The following is a 20700-nucleotide window of genomic DNA, read 5'->3' as shown; positions in this document are numbered from 1 at the left end:
GCGCGGTGCCGGCATCGTCGTCCGACCCCGCCTCGGCGGGTTCGCCCGCTGTGCGTACGGTGGTACGCACTCGCCCTCCCGATCCCGTCGAGGTCACCCATGTCCGCTCAGCGGCCTAGCACCGCCGTTGCCAACGGGCCGTCCCCGATCCCGCCCCGCCGCGACAGCGGCGAAACGGCCGGGGTCGCCCGCGAGGGAGTCTCGGCTCCGGCGGAGGCCCACCCGTCGGTCTGGCGTGTGGTCGGTGATCCGCTGGTCGCGGCGGAGCGGAGGGGCGTGCTGTCCGGCTCCCGGGTCGCGGTGAAGGACCTCTTCGCCGTCGCGGGCCACGCGATCGGGGCGGGGAACCCGGCATGGCTGCGCGAGGCGCCGGTCGAGTCCGCTCACGCCGCGGCCGTCCAGGCGCTGCTGCGGGCAGGGGCGGACGTCACCGGTATCGCACGGACCGACGAGCTGGCCTACGGCCTGTCCGGGCTCAACACGCACTACGGGATGCCACCGAATCCCGCGGCACCCGGGCGGGTCCCCGGAGGGTCCTCCAGCGGCTCGGCCAGCGCCGTGGCCCTGGGGCTGGCCGACATCGGTCTGGGCACCGACACGGCGGGCTCGGTACGGGTGCCGACCTCCTACTGCGGGCTGTACAGCCTGCGTCCGACACACGGTCTGGTTCCGGACACCGGACAGATCGGCCTCGCGCCCTCGTTCGACACCGTGAGCTGGCTCACCCGGACACCGCGGCTGCTCAGCCGGGTGTCCGACGTGCTGCTCCCGCGCCGCACCGCTCAGCCGATCGAACAACTGCTCCTGGCCACGGACCTGTTCGACCTGGCGGACCCGGCACTGCGTACGCCGCTGAAGGACGCGGCCCACGCGTGGGCGGACCGGCTGGGCGTCCCGCTGCGTGGGAGGAGCAGCACCTGCGCCGCCCATCTGGAGGAGTGGGCGCAGGCGTTGGGTGTCCTCCAGGCAGTGGAGATGTGGCGCCTGCACGGAAGCTGGCTGCGGGCGAACCGCGAGGCCGTCTCGCCCCTCGTCGCGGACGCCATCGCCGCCGGCGAGGATATGCCGGCCGACTACCTCGCGTGGGCCCGGGACACCGTGGGCCGGGCGCGTGGCGCGCTCGCCGAACTGATCCCGCCCGGGACCGCGCTCGTACAGCCGGCGACCCCCACCGCGGCTCCCCCGCCCGGCCCGGCCGTCACCGGCATGGCGCTGCGTACCGCGACCGTGCACCTGATCTGCGCCGCGAGCGTGGCGGGCCTGCCGGTCCTGACCCTGCCCGGGGTGCGGGGCCCGGCCGGCCCCGTGGGGCTCAGCCTCGTCGCGGCCTCCGGAAGCGATCGCGCCCTGACCGCCGCCCTCGCCGGTCACACCGCCGACTCACGGCCCTGACACCCACCCGCCGCCGCGGACCGACCACATCGACGGGAACGTCGTGCCGGCCGAGGACGTCGACCCCGGGTACGACCCGCGTGAGCGCGCGGCGCAGGTCCGGGCGGCGGCACCCGGTCGTCCACGGCGGTCGGCTCGGCGGAGGAGAGGGTGCTGAATCCTCGCCGTCGCGGGCCCGGTCGCCGGCGGTGCTCGGTAGTCGTACGCCGAGCCCCGGTACCACCCTTCGTCGAGCGGGCCGCTTCGTAAGCGCCCCCGTGTGGCCTGCCGGGCCATCCCGCCGCTCGTCCTCACTTGGCGTCCGGCGGCACCTGTTCCATCCCCACCGCCCTTTGGTATAATGGTCTGACATTAACAGTCGAGAGGGGTCACGGGATGCCGGGCGGAACGCTCATCGTCGGCGCCAGTCAGGCCGGACTCCAACTTGCCGTGTCACTGAGGCAGTTGGGAGACACCGAGCCGATCACCCTGGTGGGTGAGGAGGTCCATCCGCCGTACCAGCGACCACCGCTGTCCAAGGAGTTCCTGGCCGGGAAGGCGGGTCCGGAGTCGCTGGACCTGCGCACCCCCTCCTACTACGCCGAGGCGGCCATCGGCCTCGTCGTCGGCGAGCGCGTCACCGACGTCGCCCTCTCCCCCACCGGCCCGCCCGGCTCCGGTACCGCGGTGACCGCGAGCGGACGGTCCTTCGCCTTCGACCGCCTCGCCCTGACGGTCGGGGCCGGGCCCCGGCGGCTCACCGTGCCCGGCGCCGGTCTCGACGGCATCCGCTGTCTGCGCGACCGGGACGACGCCGCGGAGCTGCGGCGACGCCTCGGCTCCGCGTCCCGGGTGGTGGTCGTGGGCGGCGGTTTCATCGGACTGGAGGCGGCCTCGGTCGCCCGCGCGCTCGGCAAGGACGTCACCGTCGTGGAAGCCGCCGACCGGCTCCTCTCGCGCGCGGTGGCGCCCGTGCTCTCGGAGTTCTACCGGCGGGCGCACCTCCGCCGCGGCACCCGCGTCCTGCTCTCCGCCGCCGTCGCGGGGTTCGACGGCACCCACGGAAAGGTCACCGGGGTGCGCCTCGCGGACGGCACGAGCCTGCCGGCCGACCTCGTCCTCGTCGGTGTCGGCGTGCTCCCGCGCACCGAACTCGCCGAACGGCTCGGGCTGGAGTGCGACCACGGCATCGTCGTCGACGGACAGGCCCGCACCAGCGATCCGCGCGTCGTGGCGGCCGGGGACTGCACCGTGCGGCCCCACCCCGTGACGGGACTCGGCCGGGTCCGGCTGGAATCCGTGCAGAACGCCGTCGCCCAGGCCACCGCGGCCGCCGCGTCCCTGCTCGGCCGAGCGGCGCCGCCGGCCCCGGTGCCCTGGTTCTGGTCGCACCAGGGCGACCTCAGGCTCCAGATCGCCGGTCTGTCGGGCGGCTACGACCGGCATGTCGTGCGGGGCGAGCCGGACAGCGAGCGGTTCTCCGTCCTCTACTACCGGCAGGGCGAGCTGCTGGCGATCGACGCCGTGAACAGCCCCGCCGACTACATGGCGGTACGCAAGGCCCTCACCCAGGGGACGAACGTCCCGGCGAGCCTCGCGGGGGACCAGGACACGCCCCTGAAGGCCCTGCTCACCACCAGGCCGACCGCGGTGCCCTCCACCTGAACGGCGGGGCGCCCCCGATACGGAGCGGAGGAGGCGTGAGGCCCCGTGCCTCACGCCTCCTCCGCTTCGACGACGGCCGTCAGATCACGGCGGATTCCAGCGACTCGGGGGCGAACAGCTCCTCGGGGCGCCACAACCGCTCGGACAGCCCCTGTTCATGGTGGTAGCGCAGGAACGCCGACAGTGTCCCGTGGTTGCCCTCCAGGCCGTAGGACCAGAAGTCCTGCCCCAACAAGGCGCGGGCCTCCTCCAGTTGGGGTGTGAGCCAGGGCAGCGTGAAGCGCAGGGCGGAGGTGTCGTACAGGTTCCGGTACGCCACCTCCTTCGCCTCCAGCAGCGCCTTGTAGAGCGACTGCGCCACCCAGGGGTGACGCTCGTGGACATCCCGCCGGATCACCACCACGTGCATGATCGGGAAGATGCCGGTGTCGGCGTGGTACGCCTTCTCGGCGGCGACGACGTCCGGGAAGACCCGGCGCACCCTCGGGTCCCCCGCGACGAAGGGGCTCGGCACCCGTGGTGTGCACAACGCGTCGATCTCGCCCTCGGCGAGCATCTCGGAGAGGGTCCGGTCCCGCGGGGCGGGGCCGATGCGCAGCGAGTCCGGCAGGGTGACGCCCGCCTTCTCGATCCGGCCGGGGCTCTCCTGGCCGCCGGTGACGTAGGTGACCGAGTCGACGGGCACCCCGTGCCGGTCGGCCAGGATGCCCCGCATCCAGACGCAGGCGGTGAGCTGGTACTCCGGGGTGCCGACGCGCTTGCCCCGCAGGTCCTCGGGTGAGGAGACGCCCGCGTCGGCGTGGCAGTAGAGCGCCCCGTGCCGGAACATCCGCGAGGTGTAGACCGGCAGCGCCACGAAGGGGGACGGGTCGGCGCGCAGCGACAGGACGTACGAGGACAGCGACAGTTCCGCCACCTCGAACTCCTGGTGCCGCATCATCCGGAAGAAGGTCTCCTCGACGGGCAGCCGCAGGTAGGTGAGGTCGATGCCGTCGGGGCGGACGGTGCCCTCCTCGACGGCGCGGGTGCGGTCGTAGTCGCCGCAGGCGAAGGTGAGGTGCAGCCGGGACATGGGCGCCGGTCACCTGCCTTCCGCGGTCAGGCGGGCGTCCAGGCGCGGGTAGACGCGCCGGGCGTTGGCCTCGTAGACCTTGTGCCGTTGTTCGTCGGTGAGCCCCGCCCGGTCGACGTAGCTCTTGGTGTCGTCCCAGGCGATGCCGGTCTCCGGGTCGGTGCCGCGCACGGCGCCGAGCATCTCCGAGGCGAACAGGACGTTGTCCTCGCCGATCACCCGGTGCAGCAGGTCGATGCCCGGCTGGTGGTAGACGCAGGTGTCGAAGAAGACGTTGTCCGTCAGGGCCTCGGCGGGGTCGGGCCGGCCCAGCCGTACGGCCAGTCCGCGGTAGCGGCCCCAGTGGTAGGGCACGGCGCCGCCGCCGTGCGGGATGACGATCCGCAGCGTGGGGAAGCGGGAGAAGAGGTCGCCCTCGACGAACTGCATGAACGCGGAGGTGTCGGCGTTGAGGTAATGGGCGCCCAGGGTGTGGAAGTTGGGGTTGCAGGAGGTCGAGACGTGGACCATCGCGGGGACGTCCAGCTCGGTCATGGCCTCGTACACGGGGAACCAGTACGGGTCGGTGAGCGGCGGCGCGGTCCAGTGGCCGCCGGACGGGTCGGGGTTGAGGTTGCAGCCGACGAAGCCCAGTTCGCCGACGCAGCGGCGCAGTTCGGCGACGGCGTCGTCGAGGGTGCCGCCGGGGGTCTGCGGCAACTGGCAGACGCCCGCGAAGTTGCGCGGGAAGAGGCCGACGGCCCGGTGCACCAGGTCGTTGGCGGCGCGTGCCCAGGCGCGCGCGGTGGGCGCGTCCGGTACGTGGTGTTCCATCCCGGACGCCTTGGGCGAGAAGAGCATCAGGTCCCCGCCGCGTTCCCGCAACAGCTTGAGCTGGTTGTTCTCCACGCTCTCGCGGATGGCGTCGTCGCTGATCCCGGCGGGCGCCGGGGGCGGCAGCGAGGGGTCGGCGAGCCGGGCCAACTGCGCGTCTCTGAAAGCCTGGTGGGGCCGGGGTGCCGTGGTGTAGTGACCGTGCACATCAATGATCATCGGTGGGCTCCCGGTCGGTGTAGGTCAGGCCCTTGCGGGCGAGGCGCTCGCGCATCGCGTTGACGTCGAGGCCCAGCTCACCGCGGGCGTAGCGGGCGCGGTTGGCGGCCTCCTTCTCCTCCCGCGTCCGGCACGCGCCGAGCAGGGCCGGTGCGGAGCGGCGTGGCACGACCACCACCCCGTCGTCGTCGGCGACGACGACATCGCCCGGTTCGACGCGTTGACCGGCGCACACGATCGGGGTGTTGACCTCGCCGAGGGTCTCCTTGACGGTGCCGAAGGCGCAGATGTGCCGTGCCCAGACGGGGAATCCCATCCGCCGCAGGTCGGCCACGTCGCGGCAGCCCGCGTCGACCACCACGCCCCGCACGCCCCGCGCGGCGACCGCGGTGGCGAGCAGGTCGCCGAAGTAGCCGGCCTGGGAGGGGGAGGTGGGGGCGATCACGAGGACGTCGCCCTCCCGGCACTGCTCCACGGCGACGTGGATCATCCAGTTGTCGCCGGGCGGCACGCTGACGGTCACGGCGGTGCCGGCGATGTGCGCGCCGGGCCAGACGGGGCGCAGGGCGGGGTCGAGGAGCCCGGTGCGGTGCTGGGCCTCGTGGACGGTGGCCACGCCGAAGGCGGCGAAGGCGTCGGCGGTGGCGCGGTCGGTGCGGTGCGGGTCGCGGACGACGATGCTCATGCCGCCGCCCAGGGCAGGAGGGAGACGTGGACGGCGTCCTCGCCGCTCTCGCCGCCGACCGTGCGGATGGCGCGGTCGACCTCGGTGAGGGGGAAGCTGTGGGTGCTCAGCCTCTCCAGCGGGAAGCGGCCCGACGCGAGCTGTTCCAGGGCCAGTTCGCAGGAGCGGTAGCTGTGGCCGCGCGCGCTCTTGAGGGCGATCGACTTCTCCGTCAGCTTCTTCATGGGGAAGTCGGGGAAGGCGGCCAGTTCGCCCTGGGCCACCAGCGTGCCTTCGCGCCGCTTGAGGGCGTCGATGCCGAGCAGGACGGGGGCGGTGCCCGCGCCTGCGGTGCAGTCCAGGACGACGTCGACCCCACGGCCTCCGGTGAGGTCCATGATCCGGGTGAGCGCGTCCTCGCGCGTCACGTCGACGACGTGGTCGGCGCCCAGTTCGCGCGCGAGGGAGAGGCGGGCCGCGTCGCGGGTGGTGCCGGTGACGATGACGAGACGGGCGCCGGCCTGCTTGCAGGCGACGACCTGGGAGAGGCCCTGCTGTCCGGGGCCCTGGATGAGCACGGTGGAGGCGTATCCGACGCCCGCGGTGACCAGCGCCCATTCGATGCCGTTCGACAACGGCGTGACCAGACCGGCCAGTTCGGCCGACACCCCGTCGGGCACGCGGTGGGTGACCGAGTTCCACGGCAGGTAGAGGTACTGGGAGAAGCCGCCCCACAGGTGGTGGGGGTGGTTCGCCGAGGTGTAGCCGTAGCGGCGGGCGTCGGGGTTGGTGCGCCAGTCGGTGGCCTCGCAGTGGCGGTACTCGCCCTGGTGGCACCACGCGCAGCGGAAGCAGCCGACGTAGTGCTCGACGAAGACCCGGTCGCCCTCGGCCAGGCCCTTGCGCTCGGTGAAGGTGCGGCCGGCCTTCGCGATGACGCCCACGTTCTCGTGACCCATGATCACGGGGTCGGCGAACGGCGGCTTCCCGTACATCTTCACGTCGGTGCCGCAGATTCCGGCCACCTCCACCTTCAGCAGGGCCCCGTCGTCCGGTATCTCCGGCATCGGGAATTCCCGCAGTTCCGTCCGGCCGGGCGCCGTGCGCACCGCTGCCAGTACCTGTTCCGCCATGACGTCGTCTCCTCACGTTCGGGGATGTCCCGCCGGGGCGACAGTCTATGGACTTATGGACTGACCATGCTACCTTTCCGCACCATGGTCCTCCCTCAGCTCACGACAGTGACCCGCACCCAGGGCAACAACGAGGCGCTCAAGACGGGGGCGGTCACGCCCCGCGGCTTCCGCTTCGAGTTCGAGGAAGTCCCCGTACTCGTCCATGCCTTCCGGCGCATGGTGCGGGGGCTGGAGTTCGACGTCAGCGAGATGGCACTGACCACCTATCTGGTCGCCAAGGCGCACGGGGCGCGGTTCACCGCCGTCCCCGCCTTCCTGGTGCGCGGCTTCCACCACGGTGCGATCCACCACGACCCCGCCTCCGGCCTGCGCGGTCCCCAGGACCTGGAGGGCCGCCGGGTCGGGGTCAGCCGGGGCTACACGGTGACCACCGGAGTCTGGGCGCGGGCCGTCCTCCAGGAGGAGTACGGCGTCGACCTCGACAAGGTCACCTGGGTGCTCTCGGGCGACGAGCACGTGGCGGCGTACCGGCCGCCGGCCAACGTGGTCCCCATGGGGCCCGGCGGTTCGCTGGAGGAGAGGGTGCTCTCCGGTGAGCTGGCCGCGGTGATCGGACCCCGGCCGGCGTCCCCGGCCCTGGTCCCGCTGATCCCGGACGCCGAGGAGGCGGGCTTCGCCGCGCTGCGCGAGCGCGCGCTGTACCCGGTCAACCACCTGATCGTCATCCGCGACGAACTGCTCGCCCACCAGCCCGAGTTGGCGGAGCTGGTCTTCGACGCCTTCGCCCGCGCCAAGCAGCTCTACGTGGACCGGCTGCGCGCCGGGGACGTCGGCTCCCCCACCGCCACGGACCTCATGTACCGGCGGGTCCTGGAGACGACCGGCGCGGACCCGCTGCCGTACGGCATGGAGCCGAACCGGGCCGTACTGGAGCAGCTCATGCGCCACGCCGTGGACCAGCGGATCATCGAACGGCCGCTGCCGCTGGAGGAGTTGTTCGCCGAGGGCACGCACACCCTGGTCGCCTGACCGGGCGCATCTCCTCCGTCTCGTCCTGCCCCGAAGGGACCCCGTATGCACATCGCCATCGCCGCCGACCACAACGGACACGCCCTCAAGGCCCGGCTCACCGCCTGGCTGACGGCGCACGGGCACACCGTCGACGACCGCGGGAGCCACACCGAGGAGACGGTCGACTATCCGCCGCTCTGCGCGGACGTGTGCCGGCGGGTGACCGGGGGACGGGCCGAGCGCGGGATCGTCCTCGGGGGGAGCGGTCTCGGGGAGACCGTCGCCTGCAACAAGATCCGCGGGATACGGGCGGGGCTCTGCCACGACCTGTGGAGCGCCCGTATCTCCCGTGGCAACAACGACTCCAACGTCCTCGTCCTCGCCGCGAAGGTCCTCGCGCCGCGGGAGGCGGAGGAGATCGTGGCGACCTGGCTGACCACCCCCTTCAACGGCGGCGCGCACGCCCGGCGGCTGGAGCAGATCGCCGCGCTGGAACGGGAGTCGGCCGAGCGCTGAGCCTCGCTGGAACGGGAGTCGGCCAGGCACTGAGCCTCGCTGGACCAGGGACCCGGCCGGGCACCGGCCCGGGGCACCGGGCCGCAACCGAGCCAGGGGCCCGGCCGCGACTCCCCGCGCGGCCGGGCCCCTGCCCTACTTCCGTCTCCCCTACTTCCGTCTCCCCTACTTCCGCCTCCGCTACTTCCGCCTCCGCTTCGCCGTCCCCGCCAGGAACTCCAGGATGCGGGCCGGCGCGGTCTCCTCCGTCTGCCCGGCGACCGGCACGTCCCAGTACTCGGTGTCGGGCAGGCACTCCTGGAGGTACCGGGCGGCCGACGGCGCGTGCGAGGTGTCCTGCCCGGGGACGATCAGCGCCGGTACGTCCAGGCGCAGCAGGTCCTCCGGTTCGGGGCCCGGCACGGTGTCCCGGTCGAAGAGCAGCCTCGCCATGCCGGTCACCGTCACCCGGTAGCGGCCGGGGTCGGTCCGGGCGTAGGCGTCGGCGAACGCGGCGTCGCCGCGGATCACCCGGGCCCAGGGGCCGACCCGGGCGTCCTGGGTGAAGCCCGCCTCCGTGCCGCGCGCGAGGGAGACCACCCGCTCCAGGCCGTGTTCCTCGGCGTAGGCCACGTGGCGCCGGAAGCGGTCCTCCTGCTTCATCCGGTACTTCACCCCGCCCGCGGGCGAGTACAGCACCATGCTCAGCACCCGCTCCGGGCGTTCGACCGCGAGCGCCGCGACCGCGGAGCAGCCGACGCACCCTCCCATCAGGTGCGCCCGCTCGATGCCCAGGTGGTCGAGGAGGCCGACCGCCTGGCGCACGTAGTCGCCCCAGGAGATCCGCTCCAGCCGTCCTCCCGACCGGCCGGACTCGCGCCGGTCGAAGGCGACGCAGGTGTACTCCCGGCCGAGGCGCTCCAGCAGGTCCAGGCGCCGGTAGACGCCCACCGTCCGCCAGCTCTCCAGGCTGGAGTCGAAGCCTCCGGGGGAGAACATCAGCAGGGGCGGTCCCGAGCCGGTCACCTCGTAGTGGGTCGTGATTCCGTCGATGTCGGCGCTGGGCACGGTCGTTGGCTCCTCTCGCGTCAAGTCGGCCGGCTCTCGCGCCGGCCGGCGGTCAGGTCGTCGGCGGGACGGGCACACCGCCGGCGATCTGGCGGGCCGCGCGCACGTCGGCGGCGTAGGCGGTGATCGCGTCGAGCGTGATCCGGGCGACGTTGGCGTAGGTGTCTGGCGGATCGTCCAGGGACGAGGCGGCGTAGCCGATGGCGGCGTGGGCCATGCGCATTCGGCCGTCGAGCCAGGGGCCGCCGCCGAATCCGCCGACCACGGGGACGGAGACGGCCTCGGCCACGGCGGCCCCCACCACGGGCCCGGAGTTGGTGAAGTTCAGCAGGGCGGCCCCGGCCTCCTCCAGCATTCTGGCCTCGGCAACCAGGGCGTCCTTCATCTCCACGGGCACCTGGTCGGCGCCGGAGGGGACCGCGCGGTACTCGACGCCGTAGCGCAGGGCGGTCTGCGGGGTGATCCCGAACTGGGCGAAGACGGGGATGCCGGCGCGGGTGATGGCGGCGACGGCGTCGGGGTGGTCGGAGGCCGCGTCCACCTTGACCATGTCGACCCCGGCCTCCTTGACGAACCGGATGGCCGCCCGGACCGCGCTGTCCGTGCCCTCCTGCACCGGGCCGTAGGGGAAGTCGGCGCTCACCAGGGCCCGTCGCACGCCCCGGCGTACTGCCCGGGTGACGGTGATCATCTGGTCCATCGTCACTTCGAAGGGGTTGTTCTGGCCCCACAGGTTGACGCCGACGGTGTCGCCGACGGAGACCAGTTCGACGCCGGCGCGGTCGACGACGCGCGCGATCTGGTGGTCCCAGGCCACGACACCGACGATCTTTTGACCCTCGTCCTTCATGCGCCGCAGTGTGCGCGGGGTGACCTTCTCCATCATGCGGTCCTCCTAGACCCTGAGGGCCGTGAGCAGTTCGAAGGCGTCGCCCTCGTCGGCGGAGAGGAGCAGTACGCGGGCGTAGGGCCGCAGGGCGGCGGTGGCGTCGTCGGCCTCGTAGCCGTCGCCCAGGATCACGCCCGCCGTGGTGATGCCGCGCCGGCGGCAGATCCTGCCGATCTCGGCCGCGGCGGCCCGGCCGCCGTCCTCGGTGGCGAGGACGACGACCACGTCGGTGCCGGTGAGGACCTCGTCGAGCGGGAGGGTCGCCCCGTCCAGCTCGTGCAGCAGGCCCTCGCCCTCCCGGATCTCGCCGGGGGTGTAGAAGCGGGCGTGGGCCCAGGGCCGTCCGGCGAGGCGGCGGGCCACCCCCACCGCCCGTTCGTCCAGCGCGACGACCCGGGCGGCCCGTGCCGGGGCGATGGGGACGTCGATCCGGAACCGGGACTCGCTCGCCGAGGCGGCTCGGGCGCTCTCGCTCAGGTACATCCCTGCCGTCGTCATGTCAGACCGAGGTCTGTGCGACGCCGGGGTTCACCTTGACCGCGTCGCGGCAGGAGTCGAGGAAGGACTCGGCCTGCGGCAGCACCACCGCCGCGGACCGCACCCGGTGGTGCTCCGGGTCCACTCCGGGCGGGGTGACCCCCTGGTCCCGCAGGGCGATGACGGCCTTGCGCAGCTTCTGACGGGCCTTGATGATCCCGCTGTCGGCGGGGACCAGCCGTTCCTTGGAGCGGTCGACGATGGGGCCCATGCTCTCCTGGAGGGAGGCGTCCTGCATGGCGATGCCCGCGACGCCGGAGTAGGTCTCGCCGCGCTTCTGCGCCTCGCGGTCGATCAGGTAGTCGTTGTCCATGTTGGCCATGGGCCGGTAGGTGCCGGGGATGTTCTTGCTGTGGACGCCGTGGCCGTCGATCATGGCCTGCCGCTCGGTCTCGGTGAGGGGGCGCACGGGGTGGTAGTCGAAGGAGTAGGTCCAGCAGTTCTCGTCGTCGATGGGCACCCAGAAGTGGCCGTGCACCGGGTGGTCGCCGCGCGGCGGGACCATCGTGAAGGACGGCATGACCCAGGGCGTGATCCGCCAGTAGTACCGCCCCTCCTCGGCGTTGCGGCGGGCGCCGACGAAGAGTCCGCCCTCGCTGTCGGCGACCTCGAAGAAGGGCTTGGTGTCGTTCAGGTTGTACTCGTTGCCCTTGGCGCCCTTGAAGAGGGGGTCGGTCTTCAGGCCGCCGGAGTGCAGGAAGGTGACGTGGCTGGAGTCGATGCCGCCCTCGAACGCCTGGAGCCAGTTGCACTGCTGCCAGCGCTTGGAGGTGTACGTCTGCTCGGCCGGGACGTGGACCCACTCGAAGTCGGGGAGCGGGGGCCGGGTGGCCGCGTCGCCCATGTGCGTCCACAGCACGTCCCCTATCTTCACCAGGGGGTACGCCGTGAGCTGGACGTTCCGGCAGAAGCTGCTGTTGTCGGCCTCGGAGGGGACCTCGACGCACTGGCCGGTGACGTCGTACTTCCAGCCGTGGTACGGGCAGCGCAGACCGGACCCCTCGTTGCGGCCGAACCACAGGGAGGCGCCGCGGTGCGCGCAGAACTCGTCGACGAGGCCGTAGCGTCCCTCGCTGTCGCGGAAGGCGACCATGCGCTCGGACAGCAGCTTGACGCGTACCGGGGGGCAGTCGTCCTCCGGGAGTTCCTCCGCGAGCAGTGCGGGAATCCAGTACTGGCGGAAGAGTTCGCCCATGGGCGTCCCCGGTCCGGTCTGGGTGAGCAGCTCGTTGATGTCTTTTCTGAGCACGGCCATATCCCTTTCAGGTACTGACCCGCCGGCGGGTCGTGGACGTCGGTGCTGCGCTCGGTGCCGGACGGCGCGTCGGGCGTCCGGACGTCAGGGCTGGTCCGGCGGGATGTCGACGGTGAGCCCGTCGAGTTCGCGGGTGAGGCGGATCTGGCACGACAGGCGGCTGGTGTCCCGGCGTTCGGCCACGGCCAGGTCGAGCAGGTCGTCCTCCATGTCGCCGGGGGCTCCGGTCAGCGGCGCGAACTCCTCGCGCACCCACACGTGGCAGGTGGCGCAGGACTGGTTGCCGCCGCATTCGGCGACGATCCCGGGAACGCCGTTCTTCACCGCTGCCGCCATGACCGAGTCCCCGACCGTCGCGTCGACGGTGTACTCGGGACCGTCACTGCCGACGAAGATCACCTTGGGCAAGGTCCCTGTTCCTCTCACGATGGGCGGTGTCCACTGCGAGCGGGCAGGCCGCTGGGGCCACACCCCCGCTTGGTGGTCTGTCCATTAGACCAGAAGGAGGAAAGCCTGAACAAGAGAGGGGACGCGCGATCACAATCGGCGGCATGAGGACGCTGATCCTGCTCCGCCACGGCGAGAGCACATGGAACGCCAGGAACCTGTTCACCGGCTGGGCCGACGTCGGCCTGTCACCGCGCGGCGCCCGCCAGGCCGAAGAGTGCGGCGAACTGCTGCGCGCCGCGCGCCTGGTCCCCGAGGCGGTGCACAGCTCGGTCCTGACCCGGGCACTCGACACCGCCACCCTGGCCGTGCGGGGCGCCGGCTGCCGCGGGGTGCCGGTCCACGCCCACTGGCGGCTCAACGAACGCCACTACGGGGTCTTGCAGGGCCGGGAGAAGAGCGAGGTCCGCGAGGAGTTCGGTGAGGAGCGCTTCCTGCTCTGGCGCCGTTCCCACGACGCGGCCCCGCCGCCCGTCGCCGAGGGCGCCCCGGGGGACGTGTCGGACGACCCGCGGTACGCGGGGGTGCCCCGCGACCTCCTGCCGCGCACCGAGTCCCTCGCCGACGTCACCGCCCGGCTGCTGCCGTACTGGAACGACGCCGTGGTGCCGGACCTGCGCGCGGGCCGCACCACGCTGGTCGTCGCGCACAGCAATTCACTGCGTGCCCTCGTCGCCCATCTGGACCGGCTCGGCCGCGAGGAGGTGCCCGCCCTGAACATCCCCACGGCCATGCCCCTGCGGTACGACCTCGGCGAGGACCTGGTGCCACTGGTGCGCGGAGGCGGCTACCTGGACCCGCGGGCGGCCTCCGCGGCAGCCGCGGAGGTGGCCGCCGAGGGATTCCGATCATCGCGTACGAGTCGTTGACGCCCTCTCACAGTGGACTTATGGTTCTACCAATCCACAACCCCCCACGCCCTGTCAGTGCACGTCATGTCGCATCAGCCGACCAGGAAGGGCCGCCCTATGGCCAAGGATGCACTCGTCAACGACTCCCTGGCGGCGAAGTTCGCCACGGAGAAGGACTCTCCCTACACCCGGTGGGTCGCCGCCGAGGGGCTGGACATCATCGCGGCCCACTACGTTCCCGATCTGCGCACCGTCGAGCTGAAGCCGTGGGAACGGCGCGGCGGCCGGGGCGTCTTCATCAACCACGAGGCCACCCGCACCTCCAACGACTGCTACGTCTGCGAGATACCGGCGGGCGGCGCCCTCGCGCCGCAGCGCCAGCTCTTCGAGGAGATGATCCTCATCCTCGAAGGCCAGGGGTCGACGAAGGTCTGGAACGACTCGGGGGCCGAGGTCACGTTCGAGTGGCAGGCCGGCTCGATGTTCGCCATCCCGCTCAACGCCCGGCACCAGCACTTCAACGGCTCCGGACGCAAGGCGGCCCGCTTCGTCTCCTCGACGAACATGCCTCCCGTCCTCAACCTCTACGACGACCCGGAGTTCGTCTTCGACACCCCGAGGGACTTCCCGGACCGCTTCAACGGCGAGCCCGACTACTTCTCCCCCCGGGGCGAGCAGAAGGGCCTGCTCCTCGACACCAACTTCGTCGCGGACGCCGTCAACCTGCCGCTGATCGAGGCGAAGGAGCGGGGCGCGGGCGGCGGGCACATCCGCTTCGCCATGGCCAAGGGGTCGATGAACAGCCACATCTCCCAATTCCCCACGGCCACCTACAAGAAGGGGCACCGGCACGGCCCCGGCGCCCACGTCATCATCCTCTCCGGCGAGGGCTACAGCCTGATGTGGCCGGAGGGCGAGGAGCCCCGCCGCTACGAGTGGGGGCCGGGCACGCTAATCGTCCCGCCCAACATGTGGTTCCACCAGCACTTCAACACCGGTACCGAGCCCGGCCGTTACCTCGCCTTCAAGCACGAGGTGGTCTCCGTGCGCAACGCGCAGGGCGTGCCCAAGGCATGGATCAGCCGGCGCGTCGGCGGCGACCAGATCGACTACGCCGACGAGTCCGCGTACGTGCGCGAGACGTTCCGCGAGGCCCTGGCCAAGCACGGCATGGAGCCCGAGATGGACGCCGTCTACGAGGCGGAGCTGGCCACGCTCCCGCCGAAGCCGGAGCACTCCACCGCCTGACACCGCACATCGACGTCTGCAAGGAGCGGGGAACCGTGCGACACGCCGAAGAACACGATCACGACGACGGAGTGCGCACGGTTCATTCGGCGTACCTCCCCGACCACGACCACGATCACGACCACGACCCGGCGGGAACGCTCCAGGACAACCCGATCTGGCAGCAGGACAACGTCACCCTGCACAGCGTCGGCATCGACATCGGCTCCTCCGGAACACAGGTGGTCTTCTCCCGCCTGCTTCTGCGGCGCATCGGGGAGGACCTCACGAGCCGGTACCTCGTGGTGCGGCGGGAGACCCTGCACCGCTCCCCGGTGGAACTGACGCCCTACGCGAGCGACGAGCACATCGACGCGGAGGCGCTGGGCGCGATCATCGACGCGGCGTACGAGGAGGCGGGCGCCGATCCGGCCGCCGTGGACACCGGCGTCGTGATCCTCACCGGGGAGGCGCTGCGCCGCCGCAACGCGCGGGCGATCGCCCGCGTCCTCGCCGAGCGCGGGGGCGAGCTGGTCAACGCGAGCGCGGGCCACCACATGGAGGCCATGCTCGCCGCCTACGGGTCGGGCGCGGCGAAGGCGTCGTACGACACCGGGCGGCGCATCCTCAACGTCGACATCGGCGGCGGGACCACCAAACTCGCCGTGGTGGAGCAGGGCCGCGTGGTGGCCACCGCCGCCGTGCACATCGGCGGCCGGCTCCAGGTGGTCGACGCCGGGGGACGCCTCGTGCGGCTCGATCCGGCCGGCCGGCTGCACGCCGAGCGCGCCGGGCTGCCGGGCCGCGCGACCGGCGACACGGTCCGGGACGACGAACTGGACCGGGTGGCACGGGCGATGGCCGACGCGCTGGTCCTGGCCGTCACCGCGGACCCGCTCCCCGACGACGTCCGGGCGCTCTTCCTCACCGATCCGCTGCCGGAACTCGCCCCGGTCGACGGGGTGATGTTCTCCGGCGGGGTCGCGGAGTACGTGTACGGCCGGGAGGACACGGACTTCGGCGACCTCGGCCGGCGGCTGGGCCGCGCGGTGCGGCGGCGGGTGGACGACGGCGCGCTGCCGTATCCGCTGCTGCCGCCGGGCGAGTGCATCCGCGCCACGGCCCTCGGCGCCTCGGAGTACAGCGTCCAGCTCAGCGGCAACACCGGGTTCGTCTCCGATCCCGACGCGCTGCTGCCACGCCGCAACCTCCAGGTGCTCAGGCCGGTGTACGACCTCGGGGAGAGCGTCGACCCGGCGATGATCGAAGCCGCGATCCGGCAGCGACTCGTCGCCCTCGACGTGGCACAGACGGGCGCCGACATCGCCCTGGCCCTGACGTGGAGCGGGCCGCCGAGCCACGCCCGGCTGCTGCCCTTCGCCCGTGGCGTCCGGGACGCGCTCGCCGAACGGTTCGCGCGGGGACGGCCGTTGTACGTGGTGCTCGACGGGGACGTGGCCCTCACGCTCGGCCGGCTGCTGCGCGAGGAGCTGGACGTCACCGCGGATCTCCTCGTCATCGACGGGCTGAGCCTGCGGGACTTCGACTACGTCGACATCGGGCGGGTCCGCTTCCCCTCCCGCACGGTGCCGGTCACGATCAAGTCCCTCGTCTTCGGCATGGACGACCCCGGCCGGCATCCCGCGTCGGCGTGAGGCCGGTGTGACGCCAGGGGCGCGGCCGCTCCGTTCCGCGCCGTAACAGTAGAGTAAAGCTCCTGTCCGATGGTTAGACCATCATACCCAACTGCTGTTTCATGCAGGGACCCGGCACTCGGACGGAAGCGAACGCGGCCACGCGCCGCCTGGCCGACGACGCGACACCCCACCGTCGGCGCGAGCACACCTCCCCCACCGCCTGTGCCCCTCCGTCCGCCCCACGAGCCATCCGCCTCGTCCAAGGAGTGTGCGATGCGTCAAGGTGCTCTCCCCGTCGGCCTCCTGGCCGGCGCCCTCCTGCTCGGCGGCTGCGGCACCTCGCCGACGGCGGGCACGACGGGCTCCGCGCCCGGCGACAACCCCTACGCCGCCTACGAGACCCTCACCGGAAAGGAACGCACGGACACACTGCTCGCCGCCGCCCGCAGCGAGGGCGGGGCGGTGGACCTCTACACCTCCAACACCGACATCCAGGATCTCGTCGACGGGTTCCGGAACGCCTACCCGGGCATCGAGGTCAACGCCTTCCGCGCCAATTCGGAAACGGTTCTTCAGCGGGCCTCGCAGGAGAACCAGGCGAACAAGCCGCAGAACGACGTCATGGACACCAACGACCTCGAACTGCGGGCCCTGGACGCGCAGCACCTGCTCCACCCCTACCAGGGGCCCGCCGAGGCCGGCCTGAAGGACGCCGCGAAGAACCTCGGCGGCTGGACGGCCGAACGGTTCAACGCCTTCGTGGTGGGCTGGAACACCGACCAGGTCCGGGCGGGCGAGGAGCCCCGCGACATCACCGACTTCGCCGACCCGAAGTGGAAGGGCAGGCTCTCCGTCGAGGTCGGCGACTGGGACTGGTACGCCTCGATCCACACCTACCTCACCGAGGAGAAGGGCATGAGCCCTTCCGACGCGGACGACCTCTTCAAGAAGATCGCCGCCAATGTCAAGGTGGTCAAGGGCCACACGGTCCAGGGCGAACTGCTCAGCGCGGGCCAGTTCGCCGTGGCCCTCTCGGTCTACAGCCACACCGTCGACAAGGCGGCGAAGAAGGGGGCGCCCGTGGCGTGGCGGCCCGCCGTCGAGCCGGTGATCCTGCGCCCCAACGGCGTCGCGCTGATGGCCCACCCCCGCCATCCGGCCGCGGCCCTGCTGTGGACCGACTGGGTGCTCACCGAGGGCCAGAAGATCATCGCCCGTTCGCTGCGCATCCCGGCGGCCGAGGACGTGCCCGGCTACGAGGAGCCCGTCCCGGCGGGCACCACCACCTACAGCCTCTCGAAGACCGCCGAGAACGACACCGTGAAATGGAACACCGCCTACGACGCGCTCCTGCGCGGCGTGCCCACGGCGGGTTGACCGCACTTCCCTTCCCGCCCCTTCCCAGGAGCACCACATGAGGACCCGTAACACCACCCTCGCCCTGGCCGGCCTGCTCGTCGCGGCCGCCACCACCGGGTGCGGCAGCGCCGTCACCGCAGCGTCCGAGCCCCAGGCCGACGGAACCTACGCGCAGATCGCCGCCCTCCCCAAGGACCAACAGGTCGACAAGGCCCGGGAACTCGCCCGGAAGGAGGGCAGAACCCTCTCGCTGTACACCTCGATGACCGCGGACATCGCCACACCGATCGCGCAGGCATTCGAGAAGAAGTACGGCATCCGCGTCAGCGTCTTCCGCGGCAACTCCGAGACCGTGCTGCAACGGGCCCTCCAGGAGTCGCAGGCCGGCAAGGCCGGCGCCGACACGGTGGAGACCAACTTCGCGGAGATGGCCGTCCTGGCCGACAACGGCCTCCTCGCGGACTTCAACGGCTCGGCCCTCGACAAGGTCGGCTCCGCCCACAAGTTCCCGCAGTGGACGGCGAGCCGCCTCAACGTCTTCCAGCCCGCCTGGAACACCGAGCTGATCAAACCGGCCGACGAGCCGCAGAGCTGGGAGGACCTCGCACTGCCCAAGTACAAGGGCAAGCTCACCCTGGAGGTCAGCGACAGCGACTGGTACGCGAACGTCACCAAGTACTGGCTGGCCCACGGCAAGTCGCAGGCGGAGGTGGACGCGCTGTGGAAGGACATCGCGGCCAACTCCAAGGTGGCCAAGGGCCATACGACGATGATCCAGTTCCTCTCCGCCGGCCAGTCGGCGATCGAGGCGATGAACTACACGTACATCACGGACCGCGCCGCCGATAAGGGCGCCCCCGTCACGCACCTGCCCCGCGGCGGGGTGTCGAAGATACCGGCCTTCGCCCGGCCCAACGGCGTCGGCATGGTCAAGAACGCCAAGCACCCCGCCGCCGCCTGGCTCTTCTACCACTGGCTGCTCACCGACGGGCAGAAGGAACTGGTCAAGCTCAAGCTCACCCCGTCGACGAAGGTGCCCGGCGACGAGAGCCTGCGCGGCCTGACCCTCGCCCCCTTCGACGTCGAGGGCCTCAGCGACGAAGCCGCCACCTGGGACAAGAAGTACGACGCGCTGCTGCGCGGCGCCGGCACGGCGGGGAAGTGACCGCCGATGACCCTCGCCTCCACGTCCACGACCTCGCGGGACGACGACCCCGCGTCCCGGCCGGGACCCGCGCCGCGACCGGGTGAGAACAAACCGGTCGACCGGCTTCTGCGCCTGCTGCGGCGGCCGTTGTCCTTCCAGGGCCTGCTGGTCGGCGTCGCGGTGGTCGTGGTCGGCTACCTCGCCCTCGTGCCCCTGGGCTACCTGGTCCACGACACCTTCCTCGGCTCCGGCGGGAGCGGCGTCTCCCTCGACGCCTTCGCACGGGCCTACGGCGGCAACTCCCAGGCCGGCCAGATGCTGCTCAACTCGCTCTGGTTCGCCGTCGGTTCGGCGGCCCTGGCGCTCACCCTGGGCACCGCTCTGGCCTATGTGCAGGTACGGACGGACACCCCGTTCAAGGGGCTGTTCTTCGCGGCGTCGCTGGTACCGCTCATCGTGCCCGGCATCCTCTACTCGACATCGTGGATCTTCCTCGGCGACCCGTCGACCGGGCTGCTCAACTCCCTCCTCTTCAAGCCCCTGTTCGGCTCCTCCCCCATCAACATCTACAGCGTCTGGGGCATGATCTGGGTGCAGGGACTGCACCTCGCCCCGGTGACGTTCCTGCTGATGGTGGCCGCCTTCCGGGCGATGGACCCCTCGCTGGAGGAGTCCGCCGCCATGTCGGGGGCGAGCCGGCTCACGGTCCTGCGGCGGATCACCGTACCCCTGCTGCGGCCGGCGATGATCTCCGCGGCCCTGCTGATGTTCGTCCAGTCCCTGGAGAGCTTCGAGGTGCCGGGACTGCTCGGACTCCAGAACGGCATCTACGTCTTCACCAGCCGGATCTACTTCGTCCTGCGGGCCTACCCCATCGACTACGGGGCCGCCGGCGCCTACGCCATCGGCCTGCTGGTCATCGCGGCGATGGGGGTGCTGCTCTCCGGTTGGCTCCAGCGGTCCTCGCGCAACTTCCAGACCGTCGGCGGCAAGGCGTTCCGGCCCCGCCCCGTCGAGCTGGGCCGGGCGCGGCCGTACGTGGGCGCGGGGGTGATCCTGTACTTCCTGGTCACGGTGATCCTGCCGGTCGGCGTCCTCGTCTACGCCTCGCTGCTGAAGTACTACACCGCACCGACCAGCAAGACCCTCGGCCGGCTCACGCTGGACAACTACCGCGCCGTCTTCACCATGCCGCTGGCGTTCACCGCGCTGAAGAACTCGCTCATCGTCGGCATCGGCGCGGCGACGGCCGTGATGTTCCTGGCCGCGATCGTCGCCTGGGTCGTGCTGCGCACCAAGGCCCCCGGGCGACGCGTGCTCGACCTGCTCGCCTTCACGCCCATCGTGATCCCCGGACTCGTCCTCGGCCTCGCGCTGTCCTTCGTGTACCTGCGGATGCCGCTGCCGATCTACGGCACGCTGCTGATCCTGCTGATCTCCTACTGCACGCGGTACCTGCCGTACGGCATGCGCTACGCCTCGTCCGCGATGGCGCAGATGTCGCCCGAGCTGGAGGAGTCGGCCGCGGTCTCGGGCGCCTCCTGGTTCCAGACCTTCCGCCGGGTGCTGCTGCCCCTGATGAGCGGCGGCATCCTGGCCGGCTGGGTCTACATCCTGGTCGTCTCCTTCCGCGAGCTGTCCAGCACCATCCTCCTCTACAGCCCCGGCAAGGAGGTGCTGTCGGTGCTGATCTGGGAGCAGTTCGAGAACGGCCAGTTCACCACCCTGGCCGCGCTGGGCGTCTGCATGGTCGCCCTGCTCGTCCTCCTCGTCTCCGTTGCCTACCGCCTGGGTGCCCGCTTCGGGCTGCAGAGCGACTCCGCGAACTGACCGAAGG

The 20700-nt window shown here is 71.7% G+C and carries 19 protein-coding genes; 10 read left to right on the top strand and 9 right to left on the bottom strand.

The genetic code is table 11. The annotated features are described in order from the left end of the window. Positions 1-99 precede the first annotated feature (99 nt). The gene (locus tag J5Y05_RS05740; protein WP_247614044.1) at positions 100-1392 is read left to right on the top strand and encodes an amidase family protein; all 1293 of its coding nucleotides are present in this window, start codon (positions 100-102) and stop codon (positions 1390-1392) included. A 375-nt stretch (positions 1393-1767) separates the two neighbouring features. After that, positions 1768-3036 carry an NAD(P)/FAD-dependent oxidoreductase gene (locus tag J5Y05_RS05735; RefSeq protein ID WP_210868721.1) on the top strand — a complete coding sequence of 423 codons (1269 nt, stop codon included), beginning with the start codon at positions 1768-1770 and terminating at the stop codon, positions 3034-3036. Positions 3037-3115: 79 nt separating this feature from the next. Here J5Y05_RS05735 and J5Y05_RS05730 read toward each other — a convergent pair whose 3' ends face one another. Genes J5Y05_RS05730 through J5Y05_RS05715 form a run of 4 tightly spaced genes read right to left on the bottom strand, consistent with a single transcriptional unit; the run spans position 3116 to position 6937 of the window. Continuing rightward, positions 3116-4108 (bottom strand): substrate-binding domain-containing protein, encoded by a 993-nt coding sequence (locus J5Y05_RS05730; RefSeq protein WP_210868719.1) that lies wholly within the window; start codon positions 4106-4108, stop codon positions 3116-3118. Between the two features lie 9 nt (positions 4109-4117). Beyond that, complete coding sequence (locus J5Y05_RS05725; RefSeq protein WP_210868717.1) at positions 4118-5140, bottom strand: amidohydrolase family protein; 1023 nt, start codon at positions 5138-5140, stop codon at positions 4118-4120. Continuing rightward, entirely contained in the window at positions 5130-5825 is a 696-nt protein-coding gene (locus J5Y05_RS05720; RefSeq protein WP_210868715.1) for a 4-carboxy-4-hydroxy-2-oxoadipate aldolase/oxaloacetate decarboxylase, read from the bottom strand. The genes J5Y05_RS05725 and J5Y05_RS05720 overlap by 11 nt, the downstream gene beginning before the upstream one ends. Further along, entirely contained in the window at positions 5822-6937 is a 1116-nt protein-coding gene (locus tag J5Y05_RS05715) for a zinc-dependent alcohol dehydrogenase (protein ID WP_210868713.1), read from the bottom strand. The genes J5Y05_RS05720 and J5Y05_RS05715 overlap by 4 nt, the downstream gene beginning before the upstream one ends. A gap of 84 nt (positions 6938-7021) precedes the next feature. Between J5Y05_RS05715 and J5Y05_RS05710 the strand changes: the two genes are divergently transcribed. Then, positions 7022-7969 (top strand): substrate-binding domain-containing protein, encoded by a 948-nt coding sequence (locus tag J5Y05_RS05710; RefSeq protein ID WP_210868711.1) that lies wholly within the window; start codon positions 7022-7024, stop codon positions 7967-7969. 45 nt (positions 7970-8014) lie between these two features. Beyond that, positions 8015-8467 carry an RpiB/LacA/LacB family sugar-phosphate isomerase gene (locus J5Y05_RS05705; protein ID WP_210868709.1) on the top strand — a complete coding sequence of 151 codons (453 nt, stop codon included), beginning with the start codon at positions 8015-8017 and terminating at the stop codon, positions 8465-8467. Positions 8468-8647: 180 nt separating this feature from the next. On the opposite strand, the gene J5Y05_RS05700 is transcribed toward J5Y05_RS05705, so the two are convergent. The 5 genes from J5Y05_RS05700 to J5Y05_RS05680 form a co-directional block, all read right to left on the bottom strand. Continuing rightward, entirely contained in the window at positions 8648-9514 is an 867-nt protein-coding gene (locus tag J5Y05_RS05700; RefSeq protein WP_210868707.1) for an alpha/beta fold hydrolase, read from the bottom strand. A 52-nt stretch (positions 9515-9566) separates the two neighbouring features. After that, entirely contained in the window at positions 9567-10400 is an 834-nt protein-coding gene (locus J5Y05_RS05695) for a 3-methyl-2-oxobutanoate hydroxymethyltransferase (RefSeq protein ID WP_210868705.1), read from the bottom strand. Between the two features lie 9 nt (positions 10401-10409). After that, positions 10410-10901, bottom strand: coding sequence for a 3-methyl-2-oxobutanoate hydroxymethyltransferase (locus J5Y05_RS05690; protein ID WP_210868704.1), 492 nt, complete (start codon positions 10899-10901; stop codon positions 10410-10412). Between the two features lies 1 nt (position 10902). After that, a complete protein-coding gene (locus J5Y05_RS05685) occupies positions 10903-12195 on the bottom strand; it encodes an aromatic ring-hydroxylating dioxygenase subunit alpha (RefSeq protein WP_247614043.1) in 1293 nt (430 codons plus the stop codon). A gap of 84 nt (positions 12196-12279) precedes the next feature. After that, positions 12280-12594 carry a 2Fe-2S iron-sulfur cluster-binding protein gene (locus J5Y05_RS05680; RefSeq protein ID WP_443742825.1) on the bottom strand — a complete coding sequence of 105 codons (315 nt, stop codon included), beginning with the start codon at positions 12592-12594 and terminating at the stop codon, positions 12280-12282. A gap of 152 nt (positions 12595-12746) precedes the next feature. On the opposite strand from J5Y05_RS05680, the gene J5Y05_RS05675 reads away from it, so the two are divergent. From J5Y05_RS05675 to J5Y05_RS05650, 6 genes are all read left to right on the top strand, one after another. Continuing rightward, the gene (locus J5Y05_RS05675) at positions 12747-13511 is read left to right on the top strand and encodes a 2,3-bisphosphoglycerate-dependent phosphoglycerate mutase (RefSeq protein WP_210868698.1); all 765 of its coding nucleotides are present in this window, start codon (positions 12747-12749) and stop codon (positions 13509-13511) included. 99 nt (positions 13512-13610) lie between these two features. Further along, a complete protein-coding gene (locus tag J5Y05_RS05670; protein ID WP_210868696.1) occupies positions 13611-14741 on the top strand; it encodes a cupin domain-containing protein in 1131 nt (376 codons plus the stop codon). 35 nt (positions 14742-14776) lie between these two features. After that, positions 14777-16375: an ethanolamine ammonia-lyase reactivating factor EutA gene (locus J5Y05_RS05665; protein WP_210868694.1), complete on the top strand. Its 1599-nt coding sequence runs from the start codon at positions 14777-14779 to the stop codon at positions 16373-16375. Between the two features lie 255 nt (positions 16376-16630). Beyond that, the gene (locus J5Y05_RS05660) at positions 16631-17734 is read left to right on the top strand and encodes an ABC transporter substrate-binding protein (RefSeq protein WP_210868692.1); all 1104 of its coding nucleotides are present in this window, start codon (positions 16631-16633) and stop codon (positions 17732-17734) included. 37 nt (positions 17735-17771) lie between these two features. Next, on the top strand, positions 17772-18881 hold the full coding sequence (locus J5Y05_RS05655; RefSeq protein ID WP_210868690.1) for an ABC transporter substrate-binding protein: 1110 nt from the start codon (positions 17772-17774) through the stop codon (positions 18879-18881). Positions 18882-18887: 6 nt separating this feature from the next. Then, positions 18888-20693 carry an ABC transporter permease gene (locus J5Y05_RS05650; RefSeq protein WP_210868688.1) on the top strand — a complete coding sequence of 602 codons (1806 nt, stop codon included), beginning with the start codon at positions 18888-18890 and terminating at the stop codon, positions 20691-20693. The last annotated feature ends 7 nt before the right edge of the window (positions 20694-20700 follow it).

This window comes from Streptomyces tagetis, from assembly GCF_018069565.1.
Taxonomy (GTDB): Bacteria; Actinomycetota; Actinomycetes; order Streptomycetales; family Streptomycetaceae; genus Streptomyces; species Streptomyces tagetis.
This window is presented reverse-complemented; position numbering and strand designations above follow the sequence as displayed.